We start from the raw sequence: 12,021 nt of genomic DNA on the forward strand, positions 1-12,021 counted from the left end.
ATTCGGGTTAGCGCTTGCAATATCGAAAGGATAGCAAAAGGGAAAGGGCCAAGCGCCGGGGCTATGGACAATGATGCATCGCAGCCTAATGTCGCCTAGAGGCAGAGACAGGAGCGCGCGGTGGAAAAGTTTGGCAAAAGCCAGCCCGTCAAACGGATCGAGGACCAGCGGTTTCTGACCGGGCAGGGGCAATATATGGACGATGTCCTGCCGCACGGGGCTTTGCATGCGGTATTCGTGCGATCCCAGGTGGCGCATGGGGTGATTGGGGCGCTGGATCTGGATGACGCGCGCGCGGCCCAAGGGGTGCGGCTCATCATGACGCTGGACGACCTGAAGGCCGCCGGGATCGACACGTGTATGAATGCGGCCATCCTGAATAACCGAGACGGTTCGAAAGCCGCTGCGCCGGACCGGCATATGCTGGCCGCGGATCGCATACGGTTTGTCGGAGAACCCGTCGCTGTAGTCATTGCCGACACCGCCTTACAGGCCCGCGATGCGGCCGAGCTGATCTGGGTCGAAACCTCTGACTTGCCCGTAAAACTGGACGTGTGTGTGGGCGGAGAAACGCTGCACGCGGAAACTCCGGATAATCGGGCATTTGACTGGGCGCTGGGCGATGAGGCGGCAACTATTGCTGCGTTTCAGCAGGCGGCTCATACCGTTGCACTGAATGTGGACGACAATCGAGTTATCATCACGTCGATTGAACCGCGGGGCTGTCAGGCGCATTGGGTTGATGGGCGGTTGCACTTTTCCTATGGCGGGCAGGGGGTTTGGGCCATGCGTGTTCAGCTGGCGCAAAAGCTAATGCTCAACCCCGAGGATATCCGCGTCACGACCCCGGATGTCGGCGGCGGGTTTGGCATGAAGGTCATGCCCTATCCCGAATATTTCTGTGTGGCCGTAGCTGCGATGAAGTTGGGCCAGCCTGTTCACTGGATGTCTGACCGTTCTGAGGCAATGTTGTCCGATCACCATGGCCGCGACCTGTCTTCGCTGGCCGAGCTGGCATTTGACAGCGATCACCGGATCATCGCCTATCGGGTGCACAGCAGGGTGAATCTCGGCGCCTATAACAGCCATTTCGGGCAGGCGATACAGACCAACCTTTTCAGCAAAGTGCTGATGGGCGCCTATGATGTGCAAACCACCTATCTGCGGGTCGAAGGGTTCTTTACCAATACCACGCAAGTTGACGCCTATCGCGGGGCAGGACGGCCCGAGGCGATATATGTCCTGGAACGCGCCATCGACCGCGCGGCCCGAGAGCTGGGCGTCGATCCCTGGGATCTGAGGCGCAAGAACTTCATCCGGCCCGAGGCCTTTCCTTACAAGACCGCGACCGGCGAAACATATGATGTCGGTGATTTCGACATGGTTCTGTCCCAAGGCCAAAGGCAATCCGGCGGCTTTGCTGCCCGCAAGAGCGCCGATGCCGAACGCGGTTTGTTCAGGGGGCAGGGGATTTGTTACTATATCGAAAGCATTTTGGGCGACCCTTCCGAGAACGCAAAGATAGAGTTCGTTGAGGATGGCACCTTGAAACTTTTTGTGGGAACCCAATCCAACGGGCAGGGGCACGAAACGGTCTATGCTCAGTTCCTGTCTGACCAAACCGGGGTTCCCCTGGATTGCATCACCGTAGTTCAAGGTGACAGCGACCAGCTTCCGAATGGTGGGGGAACCGGGGGATCGCGATCAGTTACGGTGCAAAGCACAGCGACGCTTGCCACGATCGACGTCATGGTTGCCGCATTCACGCCCTATCTCGCAGATAAGATGGGGGTGGAGGAAAGCGACGTGCGCTTTGATTTTGAAACCTTCCGCGCGCCGGGATCAAACCTGACGCCCACTTTGACCGAGGCCGCGGATATGGCCCGTGCCGACGGGCGCGTTGATTTGTTGCAGCATCAGTCAAGCATCACGCTGGACGACCGTAGCTATCCCAACGGGGCACATGTTGCCGAAATCGTGATTGACCCTTGTACCGGCGAAACATGGGTAGACCGCTATACTGTGGTCGATGATTTCGGTAATCTTATCAATCCGATGCTGGCCGAGGGGCAAGTTCATGGCGGTGTCGCACAAGGCATCGGTCAGGCGCTGTCCGAACATGTTGTCCATGATGCGCAGGGGCAACTGCTCACGGCATCGTTGATGGATTACGCCTTGCCCCGCGCAGCCGAGATACCCATGATTAAGTTTACCTCGGCGCCGGTACCGTCAACCTCTAACCCGTTGGGAATGAAAGGATGCGGAGAGGCCGGCACCGTGGGCGCGCTGGCTGCAGTGGCAAATGCGGTTCAAGATGCGCTCTGGGATCACGGGGTGCGGCAGGCCGATATGCCTTTTACGCCGCACAAAGTATGGGAACTGCTGAACGATGCAACTGTCGCGGCTGAGTAGAAAGGTACTGGGGTGGCTTGGACGGCCGCTGCGATCCGAGCATTCGGCCGAAACGCGCCATCGTGAACCTGTCAGCCATGTCATCATTCTAGACGGCACCATGTCGACGCTTGAGCCCGGATATGAAACTCATGCGGGGCAGGCGCTGCGGCTGTGCTGCGAGATGGGAAGCAAGGTATCCGTCTTCTATGAGGCCGGCGTGCAATGGGAAAGCTGGAAGTCCTCGTTGGATGTGATGATGGGGCGGGGGATCAATCGCCAGATACGCCGGGCCTATGGCTATCTGGCCTCGCGGTATAAGCCCGGCGACCGTATCTATTTCATCGGCTACTCACGTGGGGCCTACGGTGTGCGCAGCCTTGCGGGTGTGATCGATATGATTGGCCTGCTCAAGGCCGAGCATGCGACCGTAAGGAATATCAAACAGGCCTACCGCCACTATGAATGCAATGCCAATGGTAGCGCTGCTGCTGCGTTTCGCCGGCAGTTCTGCCATGAAGATGTTGCAATCGAAATGATCGGCGTGTGGGATACAGTAAAAGCGCTGGGCTTGCGTCTACCGCTGCTTTGGCGTTGGGCCGAGGATCGCCACGCCTTCCACAACCATCAGCTTGGTCCCGCTACGCGCCACGGCTACCACGCGATGGCGCTGGATGAAACGCGCGAGGTATTCGAGCCGGTCCTGTGGAAATGTACTCCCGATTTTAAAGGCCATATCGAGCAAGTCTGGTTCCGAGGCACCCATGGCGATGTGGGTGGCCAGTTGAACGGGTTTGAAGAAGCCCGCCCTCTTAGCAACATCTCGCTGGTTTGGATGCTGGATAAGGCAGAGCTGCACGGCCTGCCATTGCCGGAGGGATGGAGAGACCGCTTTGTGATCGACCCTCATGCGCGTTCGGTCGGCACATGGCGCGGTTGGGGTAAGATTTTCCTTCTGCGCAAGCACCGCAAAGTAGGCCGCGACCGATCCGAGCGGTTGCATGTCTCGGTTTCGCCAAACGAACTGCCCGGTTGGGTGCCAATGCTGGATTTGCCATCGCATCCAGCGCAGTAATTCGGTTCCAGCTGCGAACAAAAATCACTGGGAACATTTACTGGTTAGTGAGACCCTAATACTCATATATTGAAACAAGTATCGGATCATCATACTCACGCCGAACACAAAGGCGAATTGACATATGGCAGACCCATATTTTTCCGAACTCAAGTACCTAGGAGGCCCACCACAGGACTTTATCGAGGTCGCTGTTGACGCGGGTGCGGATGTTTCTGGGCTTGTTGTTACGATCTACAACTCTGACGGATCTATCCGCAGCACTAACACGCTTGATGGGATCACCCCAACGACAGTCGCAGGCCGGGACGTCTATGTAATTGACTCAGCCAGTTCCGCCACCTTTACCGGGCTCGGTAAAACCAATGGTATCTCTTTATCCGACGGGTCAACGGTTTATCAGTTCAGCTCTTTCAGCGATCCCCCCAGCCCCGGCCCGATAACGGCGACAGCTGGCCCCGCCAATGGGATGAGCTCGACGGTTATCGGCGAGGCCGGGGCGGGAGATTCACTTATTTCCACCGACAATGGTGGAACCTATACGGTGAACACCACTCCGACACCGGGCACCATACCGTGCCTTACGGCAGGAACGTTGATTGCGACCGATCAGGGCCCTGTCCTGATCGAGAGTTTGAAGCAAGGTGATCGTGTCTTGACGGATCATGGTTGCACGCAGCCTTTGTCACAAATCATTCGGCGACATGTCAGCGCGCGGGATTTGCGCCGCAATCCCAAGCTTTACCCAGTACGCATTTGCGCTGGCGCGCTAGGGCAGGGCCTGCCCAGACGCGACCTGCTCGTGTCCCGTCAGCACCGGATGCTGATATCCTCGGCGATCGTTAAGCGCATGTTTGAGCGCCCCGAGGTTCTGGTCTCAGCTATAAAGTTGGTCGAGCTTCCGGGGATATACGTCGACGACAGAATTACAGAAGTTACTTATTTCCACCTGGTGTTTTCTGAACATGAGGTAATTTATGCAGATGGCGCCCCGACCGAGAGCCTTTTGCTTGGCGATGAAGCACTGAAATCTCTACCGGCAGCAGCCATGGAAGAGCTTTTTACGCTGTTCCCCGATCTTGTCGAAACCCCGATGCAAAAGACCAACTACAAAATCCCAGAGGGGGGCGGCAAAAGCGATTGATCGCTCGGCATGCACGGAACCGGCGGCCGCTTTTGGCAGATTACGACTCTTCTTCGATTCCAGTGTGATCGCTCTTAGATGACGCAGAGCCAAAACAGGTGTATTGCCTACATTCCGGCCTGCTGCGGGCACCGCGTTCTGTTGCTAGGTGCCTGCCGTCGTCAAAGCCTTACCGCCGCCGGTCGCGACGTGAGCTCATAGGCTGGAACGCCACACCCACATGCGCTTCGCAATAAGGTTTGCCTGCCTCAACGGGCAGACCGCAAAACCAGAAATCCTCGGTCGCGGGGTCGCCGACGGGCCATTTGCAGGTCTTCTCGGTCAGTTCCATCAGCGTCAGCTTTTTGGCTTTCTTCTCAACCTCGTTGACCTTGGCCAGCGCCTCGGGGCTGATCTCGTTCGCTGAAGGTTGCGGCGGCAGCGGTTGACCGGCCGGGATGATCTGACGGCGGGCCGGAACAGCGGGCTTGGCCTCGGCTGCCGGCGCTGCGGCTGGACGTGCCGGTTCCGTCTTGGGCGTGGGTTTGGGCTTGGCCTCGGCCTTGGGCGCGGGCGATGGTTTTTCCTTTGGCTCAGCCTTGGCGGGGGTCGCGCCGGTTGCGCGATTCGACAGGCCCAGCCGGTGGACTTTGCCGATAACCGCATTGCGGGTCACACCGCCCAGTTCCTTGGCGATCTGGCTGGCCGACTGGCCCTCGCCCCACATCTTTTTAAGCAGCTCTACACGCTCGTCAGTCCAGGACATCATTTGCCTTTCAAAAGCGGAAAGCGGCCCCGGATTCGGGCCGCCTTGGGAATTCGTCTCAGCCCCCTATTTTAAACACTGCGGTCCGAGTTACAAGCGGTCTTCGAATCAGGTAGAGGGCAGATCATGCAGAATCTCATGGATCAGGAGGCACGCCGCTTTGGTGCGGTGAACTGGATGGGTCTCTATACGCTGGCCCGGCGGGAAACTTTGCGGTTTATGGCGGTGTGGACGCAGACACTTTTGGCACCGCTGGTGACTGCGGGGCTGTTTCTGCTGATCTTCAACATCGCTATCGGGCCCAGCCGGTCTGATGTGATGGGCGTGCCATTTTTGACCTTTCTGGCGCCGGGCATCATGATGATGACGGTGATCCAGAATGCGTTTGCCAATACTTCGTCCTCGATGGTGATCTCGAAAGTACAGGGCAACATCGTCGATACCCTTATGCCGCCGCTTTCGCCGTTAGAGATTCTGCTGGGATACCTTGCGGGCGGCATTGCCCGTGGCTTTCTGATCGCTGTTGTCGTTGCAACCGCGCTGGCGCTGGTGCTGGGTATTGTCCCGCAGAACCCACTGATCGCCATGATCTTTGTAGTGCTGGGAGGGGCCTTTATGGGCGCGCTGGGCCTTTTTGCCGGGATATTCGCCAATAAGTTCGACCAGATGGCTGCGATTACCAACTTCATCGTCACGCCTTTGGCGTTTCTTTCTGGCACCTTTTACTCGGTCGAGGCATTGCCGCCGGTTTTGTACCGGCTAAGCCACGCCAACCCGGTTTTCTATCTGATCGACGGGCTGCGCTACGGTATGATTGGGGTTTCGGACAGCTCGCCCTACCTTGGGATGTTGATCTGCACGGCTGCAACACTGGTGGTCGGTGCACTGACCTGGCAGATGCTGCGAACGGGCTATCGGCTCAAGGCCTGACGGTGCCGCGCCTCGCGCCACACAAGAATCAGCCCTCCGGCCAAGATGATGGCAGATCCAATCAGGCTGACCGCGTCGGGGACCACATCGAATATCGCAAAATCATATAGCGCAGCGAACAGCAGTGTCGCATAGCTTATCGGCGCTACGAAAGACGCATCTGCCCGCGCCATGCCGTTAACGAAACAGGCCTGTGCGCAAGCCATCAATGCGCCGATCCCCGCAAGGGCCGCCCATTGCGCCGGGCTGGGCATCTGAAACACGAAACTCACCGCGACCGACGCGATAGTCAGGCCCATAGCGTTGTTCACCAATAGAATTTGGATCGGGCTCTCTCGCCCTGACAGCTTTTTGATAAAGATCAGCTCCATCCCGATGACGACCGCCGCCGCCAGCGCCAGTAACGCCGCAGGTTGGAAGCTCGCAGGTGTCGGGCGCAGCAGAACCATAGCCCCGATCAGGGCCACCGCCGCCGCCAGCCAGCGCCAGGGGCCGACGCCTTCTTTCAGCAAGGGAATGGCCAGAACCATCGCAAAGACCGGGTTCAAGAACGAAATCGCCGTCGCATCCGCCATCGGTATGAACGCGACCGATGCAAACATCAGCGTGATTCCCAGCCAGCCAAAGCTTGTCCTACCGATATGCAGCCCCCAATGGGGCCGCCGCAGGGTAGGGCGCATGATGCCCACTGCCGAAACGATGACCAGGAAGGCGAATAGAAACCGCCCGTGGCTGATCTGCATTGGGTGCAAAGGAGCACCTAGCGTATCTGTCCCCAAAGCTTTGGCCAGCAGGGTGGTTGCCGCAAGGAATGCACTGGCGACAAAAATCAACAGTGCCGCAAGGGGCGGGTTATGCGCTTTGGGAACGAACATGCGTAAGCGGTGATGTACGGGTGGACGAAAGGCAAGGGGTAAAACGGTCAGGGCTGTCCCGACGGTGTTGCAAGAGCCTGTTTGGCCTGTCGCAAGCTGTCCAGAAAACGATTTGCGCGCCCGATCCGCGCCTCAACCTCTTCGATCCGTTCCTGAAGAAATGCTACGCCGTCAAAGGTTTCGGGATCAGCCGCACCAAGTTGCCCCAGCAGAGTTGCAAGTTGGGCGATACTGATCCCCGCCGCCTGTGCATCGCCGATCTGTTCCAGCGTGATCAGCGTGTCATCCGGGTAGTCGCGATAGCTGTTTGTCGCTTCTGGCCCGGGGCGCGAGGCAATCAATCCGTGCCGTTCGTAAAACCGCAATGTGTCGCGGGGCAGCCCGCTTCGGCGGGACAGTTCTCCGATACGCATCTGTAAAACCATTGACTATACTCTATGGTTTTGATCTTATGGCTCGTGGTCAAAGCCTGCAAGGGGAAAGATGATGGGATTCAAATGTCAAAGCTGCGGCATGCCTCTTAGCAAGGATACCGAAGGGGGCGGCAGCGAAGCGGACGGAACCCGCAGCACGCGGTATTGTTCACTCTGTTATGCGGACGGTGCGTTTCGACATCCCGATGCCTCGTTCGAGGAATTTCAGTCCCATTGTCTGGATGCGCTGGTGAACAAGGGCATGCCCCGTATTCTGGCCTGGGCTTTTACGCGCGGCATGGGTCGATTAGACCGCTGGAGCGAAGGCTGATACGGGGGTTGCAGCGTTGCAGCAACAAAGCCCTTTTCATCGCAAATCTTCGGCGCTATACGGCATCCATGATCAAACACGCTGATATCCTGCGACTTCGACGCCGACGCTTTGCCGCGTAACCGGCCCGTTTGATCCTTTTGCGCTGTCCAAATCGGCGCATCTCCCACCAAATCAGTTGACGAACATGGCTCTCGTGTATCACTCACGGGGCTCAACATATCGAAAAGGATGATCCGATGATCCCGTCCGTTCTGCCGACCTATAATCGTGCGCCCCTGACCTTTGTGAAGGGCGAAGGCGCTTGGCTGACCGAGGCGGATGGCCGACGTTTTCTGGATATGGGCGCGGGGATTGCGGTGAATGCACTGGGCCATGCGCATCCGGCGCTGGTGAACGCGCTAACGGAACAGGCCCACGCGCTGTGGCATGTGTCGAACCTTTATAATATCCCTCAGCAGCAGGCGCTGGCTGATAAGCTGGTTGAACATACCTTTGCCGACACGGTGTTCTTTACCAATTCAGGCACGGAAGCCTGCGAGCTGGCTGTGAAAATGGCACGCAAATATTTCTACGATAAAAATCAGCCCGATCGGGTCGACATCATCACCTTTGACGGTTCGTTTCACGGTCGGTCCTCGGCAGGCATTGCCGCTGCGGGGTCCGAGAAGATGACCAAAGGCTTTGGCCCGCTGCTGCCCGGCTTTGTACACCTGACATTTGGTGATCTTGACGGCGTCACCAATGCGATCTCGGACAAGACCGCGGCGATCTTGATCGAACCCATTCAGGGCGAGGGCGGTATTCGCCCCGTCCCCGATGCCGAGCTCAAAGCGCTGCGTCAGATCTGCAACGACAATGGCCTATTGCTGATCCTCGACGAGGTCCAATGCGGCGTTGGGCGTACCGGTAAACTTTTTGCCCATGAATGGGCGGGCATCACGCCTGACATCATGATGGTCGCCAAGGGCATCGGTGGAGGGTTCCCTCTGGGTGCGGTGCTGGCCACCGAAGACGCGGCCAGCGGCATGACGGCAGGTACGCACGGGTCGACCTATGGCGGCAACCCTCTCGGTTGCGCGGTGGGCTGCGCGGTGATCGACCAGGTTGCAACCCCCGCCTTTCTGGACGGGGTCAATCGCAAGGCGGGCATGTTGCGCCAGAAGCTCGAAGGATTGATTGCAAATCATCCGGAGGTGTTCGAAGAGGTGCGCGGCGCAGGGCTCATGCTGGGTCTGAAATGCAAGGCGACCAACTTGGACGTGGTGAATGCGGGATATGATAACGGCCTCATCACCGTTCCCGCCGCTGACAATGTGATCCGCCTATTGCCGCCTTTGACCCTGACAGAGGACGACATTGCACAGGCGGTTATTCGTCTGGAGAAAACGGCCGCGCAGGTCGAAAGCAATCTGGCGTCTGCCTGAGCCCACCCGATTAGAAAAGCGAAACGACATGAAGCACTTCCTCGACATTCACAAAACCAATGCCGCCGCTTTGCGGGGCATGATCGACCAGGCTGCTGCCATGAAGCAGGCGCGTCTGGGGCAGCCAAAGGCGGCACCGGATGACGAATTGGCACTCAAAGACCGCATGGTCGCCCTGATCTTTGAAAAACCGTCAACCCGGACGCGCGTGTCTTTTGATGTGGGCGTGCGCCAGATGGGTGGTCAGACGATGGTCCTTTCGGGCAAGGACATGCAGTTGGGCCACGGCGAAACCATCGCAGACACCGCCCGCGTGCTGTCGCGCTATGTCGATATGATCATGATCCGGACATTTGACGAAACCATCCTAACCGAAATGGCGGAATACTCGGACGTGCCGGTGATCAACGGCCTGACCGATCGCACCCATCCTTGTCAAATCATGGCCGATGTTCTGACGTTCGAAGAGCACCGTGGCCCGATCGCCGGGAAGAAAGTCGTTTGGACTGGCGATGGTAACAATGTGTGTGCCTCGTTCCTTCACGCGGCGGGCCAGTTCGGGTTTGATCTGACTTTTACGGGCCCGGCGCAATTCGACCCCGAAGAGGATTTCATGGGTTTTGCCCGTCAAAAAGGGTCCAAGATTGTTGTGGAACGGGACCCCTACAAGGCTGTAGATGGGGCCGATCTGGTTGTCGCCGATACCTGGGTTTCGATGCACGACTCTCAATCCGCGAAAGAACGGCGCCACAACCTGCTGCGTCCTTATCAGGTAAACGCTGAATTGATGGCCCATGCCAAACCCGATGCGCTGTTCATGCATTGCCTTCCTGCGCACCGCGAAGAAGAAGCGACATCCGATGTCATGGATGGGCCGAACTCGGTCATTTTTGACGAGGCCGAAAACCGACTGCACGCCCAGAAGGCCGTTATGCGTTGGTGTCTGGGTGTCTGAACACATGAAAATGGCAAGAGAGAGCCGCGTGCTCTCTCATGATTTCCGGAGTGCACAATGCCCCATATAGTCCTCGAATTCTCTCAGGGCCTTGAAGAGAAACATGATTTCCATGCGGTCTGCGAGAAGTTGTTTGCGGTGCTTTCTGAACATGCTGAGTTTGATGCACCGGCCCTTAAGATCCGTGCCAATCCGGTCACCTATTTTCGGATCGGGACCGAACCGCAGACCTTTGTCCATGCGACGCTTTTATTGATGCAGGGCCGGGATGAGGCCACGCGAGCTGAACTGAACGCTACCGTTTTGGATGTTCTGACTGTTGCCATGCCCGAGGTTGGCAGCATCACGGTGCAAGAGGTCGAACTGAACCGTGCGTCTTATGCCAAACGCCTGGCGTGATTGTGTTTGGCAATTTGTCTATCTGAAGCACGGCGACTGACACCTTCTTTGGCCGCAAGCAACATTCCTTTGCAGGGCAGCAAAAATGCCCTGCATTCCCCGTCAAACAGGTGATCGGATAGCGAGCTGTCTGGATGGTTCTTTTCTCAGGTGGAATTTCTGTTAGAATTGTTATGTAATAACATTAATGATATGTCATAACGGACAAAAATCCACCGGAGTTGTGCAATTATTGAGGTTTCTTTCAGGTGCAGCGGCCTGCATCTTGCAGGGGCGAACCGTTGCCTGCCGAAAAAGGGAGAAACTGGAATGAGCTGGAACCCGTCTCACAACCCCGATCGTTTGACTGAGAACCCGTCTTTAGAGGCACTGATCATTCCTCGTGCACGTGATCTGGGTGGGTTCGAGGTGCGCCGCGCGCTACCCTCGGTCAAACGACAGCTTGTTGGCCCGTTCATTTTCTTTGACCAGGTCGGCCCTGCAGAATTCATCACAGAAGGCGGTATAGACGTTCGGCCACACCCTCATATCGGGTTGGGCACGGTCACCTACCTGTATAAAGGGGAATTTGAGCATCGTGATAGCTTGGGCACCCATCAGATGATCTATCCCGGTGAGGTCAACTGGATGATTGCAGGACGTGGCGTAACCCATTCTGAACGCACCAGCAAGGAAACGCGCAGCAAAAGACACAGTCTTTTTGGCATTCAGACCTGGATCGCGCTGCCAGAGGAACAGGAAGATATTGCACCGGATTTCGAACATCATAAACAATCTGCGCTGCCCCATATTCAGGATGCTGGGGTCAGCGCTCGTCTCATCCTTGGCTCGGCTTATGGTGAAAGCAGCCCGGTCACGACACTGTCTGAAACCTTCTATCTGGACGTGCAGCTTGCCCCCGGGGCCTCTTTTCCTTTGCCTGATGATCAAGAAGACCGCGGTGTTTATGTGACGGAAGGAACGGTTGAGATCGCCGGCGATCAGTTCACCCAAGGTCGTATGATGGTGTTTCGGCCAAGGGATCGCCTTTCCGTTCAGGCAGGGCCGCAGGGTGCGCGGCTAATGTTGCTTGGAGGTGCGACGTTGAATGAGGATCGTTATATCTGGTGGAACTTCGTGTCGTCCTCAAAGGAAAAGATAGAAGCAGCCACCCGCGAATGGAAAACGGCGGACTGGGCCAAAGGGGCTTTTCAACTGCCTCCGGGGGACGATCAAGACTTCATCCCGATTTCAGAAGACCTTGAACGCACCCGTCCGAGGCGCGCGCGCTGACCTGGCGTCAGCTGGCCTTGTCTGACAGGCGGATCGCGGCAATCTTTGACCGAAGGGGAGGGGC

At 57.3% G+C, this 12,021-nt stretch carries 12 protein-coding genes; 9 read left to right on the forward strand and 3 right to left on the reverse strand.

The features are described from left to right. Positions 1-120 precede the first annotated feature (120 nt). The 3 genes from AC2FJV_RS13665 to AC2FJV_RS13675 all read left to right on the forward strand — a co-directional run bounded on the left by AC2FJV_RS13665 (position 121) and on the right by AC2FJV_RS13675 (position 4,610). The gene (locus AC2FJV_RS13665) at positions 121-2,412 is read left to right on the forward strand and encodes a xanthine dehydrogenase family protein molybdopterin-binding subunit (RefSeq protein WP_496713940.1); all 2,292 of its coding nucleotides are present in this window, start codon (positions 121-123) and stop codon (positions 2,410-2,412) included. After that, positions 2,390-3,466: a T6SS phospholipase effector Tle1-like catalytic domain-containing protein gene (locus AC2FJV_RS13670; protein ID WP_142638056.1), complete on the forward strand. Its 1,077-nt coding sequence runs from the start codon at positions 2,390-2,392 to the stop codon at positions 3,464-3,466. The genes AC2FJV_RS13665 and AC2FJV_RS13670 overlap by 23 nt, the downstream gene beginning before the upstream one ends. Positions 3,467-3,590: 124 nt before the next feature. Continuing rightward, a complete protein-coding gene (locus AC2FJV_RS13675) occupies positions 3,591-4,610 on the forward strand; it encodes a Hint domain-containing protein (RefSeq protein WP_496713941.1) in 1,020 nt (339 codons plus the stop codon). 169 nt (positions 4,611-4,779) lie between these two features. Here AC2FJV_RS13675 and AC2FJV_RS13680 read toward each other — a convergent pair whose 3' ends face one another. Continuing rightward, positions 4,780-5,355: a GcrA family cell cycle regulator gene (locus AC2FJV_RS13680; protein ID WP_496713942.1), complete on the reverse strand. Its 576-nt coding sequence runs from the start codon at positions 5,353-5,355 to the stop codon at positions 4,780-4,782. A 126-nt stretch (positions 5,356-5,481) separates the two neighbouring features. On the opposite strand from AC2FJV_RS13680, the gene AC2FJV_RS13685 reads away from it, so the two are divergent. Beyond that, positions 5,482-6,285, forward strand: a complete 804-nt coding sequence (locus AC2FJV_RS13685; RefSeq protein ID WP_142638062.1) for an ABC transporter permease — start codon at positions 5,482-5,484, stop codon at positions 6,283-6,285. Here AC2FJV_RS13685 and AC2FJV_RS13690 read toward each other — a convergent pair. Next, positions 6,267-7,160: a DMT family transporter gene (locus tag AC2FJV_RS13690; RefSeq protein ID WP_142638064.1), complete on the reverse strand. Its 894-nt coding sequence runs from the start codon at positions 7,158-7,160 to the stop codon at positions 6,267-6,269. The two genes, AC2FJV_RS13685 and AC2FJV_RS13690, sit on opposite strands and share 19 nt — an antisense overlap. Before the next feature lie 47 nt (positions 7,161-7,207). Then, entirely contained in the window at positions 7,208-7,585 is a 378-nt protein-coding gene (locus AC2FJV_RS13695) for a MerR family transcriptional regulator (protein WP_246097248.1), read from the reverse strand. A 61-nt stretch (positions 7,586-7,646) separates the two neighbouring features. On the opposite strand from AC2FJV_RS13695, the gene AC2FJV_RS13700 reads away from it, so the two are divergent. From AC2FJV_RS13700 to AC2FJV_RS13720, 5 genes are all read left to right on the forward strand, one after another. Continuing rightward, positions 7,647-7,904, forward strand: a complete 258-nt coding sequence (locus tag AC2FJV_RS13700; protein ID WP_496704014.1) for a zinc ribbon domain-containing protein — start codon at positions 7,647-7,649, stop codon at positions 7,902-7,904. A gap of 239 nt (positions 7,905-8,143) precedes the next feature. Then, positions 8,144-9,331, forward strand: a complete 1,188-nt coding sequence (locus AC2FJV_RS13705; RefSeq protein ID WP_496713943.1) for an aspartate aminotransferase family protein — start codon at positions 8,144-8,146, stop codon at positions 9,329-9,331. 28 nt (positions 9,332-9,359) lie between these two features. Further along, positions 9,360-10,286 carry an ornithine carbamoyltransferase gene (argF, locus tag AC2FJV_RS13710; RefSeq protein ID WP_271950442.1) on the forward strand — a complete coding sequence of 309 codons (927 nt, stop codon included), beginning with the start codon at positions 9,360-9,362 and terminating at the stop codon, positions 10,284-10,286. 57 nt (positions 10,287-10,343) lie between these two features. Then, entirely contained in the window at positions 10,344-10,685 is a 342-nt protein-coding gene (locus tag AC2FJV_RS13715; RefSeq protein ID WP_496692861.1) for a 5-carboxymethyl-2-hydroxymuconate Delta-isomerase, read from the forward strand. Between the two features lie 309 nt (positions 10,686-10,994). Further along, positions 10,995-11,957, forward strand: coding sequence for a pirin family protein (locus tag AC2FJV_RS13720; protein ID WP_496692860.1), 963 nt, complete (start codon positions 10,995-10,997; stop codon positions 11,955-11,957). The last annotated feature ends 64 nt before the right edge of the window (positions 11,958-12,021 follow it).

This window comes from Ruegeria sp. CDSA241 (assembly GCF_059611265.1).

Bases quoted from the DNA above. Each gene is read 5' to 3' on its own strand.
- argF (WP_271950442.1), top strand. From the start codon at position 9,360: ATGAAGCACTTCCTCGACATTCACAAAACCAATGCCGCCGCTTTGCGG.
- AC2FJV_RS13715 (WP_496692861.1), top strand. From the start codon at position 10,344: ATGCCCCATATAGTCCTCGAATTCTCTCAGGGCCTTGAAGAGAAACAT.
- AC2FJV_RS13670 (WP_142638056.1), top strand. From the start codon at position 2,390: ATGCAACTGTCGCGGCTGAGTAGAAAGGTACTGGGGTGGCTTGGACGG.
- AC2FJV_RS13675 (WP_496713941.1), top strand. From the start codon at position 3,591: ATGGCAGACCCATATTTTTCCGAACTCAAGTACCTAGGAGGCCCACCA.
- AC2FJV_RS13685 (WP_142638062.1), top strand. From the start codon at position 5,482: ATGCAGAATCTCATGGATCAGGAGGCACGCCGCTTTGGTGCGGTGAAC.
- AC2FJV_RS13705 (WP_496713943.1), top strand. From the start codon at position 8,144: ATGATCCCGTCCGTTCTGCCGACCTATAATCGTGCGCCCCTGACCTTT.
- AC2FJV_RS13680 (WP_496713942.1), bottom strand. From the start codon at position 5,355: ATGTCCTGGACTGACGAGCGTGTAGAGCTGCTTAAAAAGATGTGGGGC.
- AC2FJV_RS13695 (WP_246097248.1), bottom strand. From the start codon at position 7,585: ATGGTTTTACAGATGCGTATCGGAGAACTGTCCCGCCGAAGCGGGCTG.
- AC2FJV_RS13690 (WP_142638064.1), bottom strand. From the start codon at position 7,160: ATGTTCGTTCCCAAAGCGCATAACCCGCCCCTTGCGGCACTGTTGATT.
- AC2FJV_RS13720 (WP_496692860.1), top strand. From the start codon at position 10,995: ATGAGCTGGAACCCGTCTCACAACCCCGATCGTTTGACTGAGAACCCG.
- AC2FJV_RS13700 (WP_496704014.1), top strand. From the start codon at position 7,647: ATGGGATTCAAATGTCAAAGCTGCGGCATGCCTCTTAGCAAGGATACC.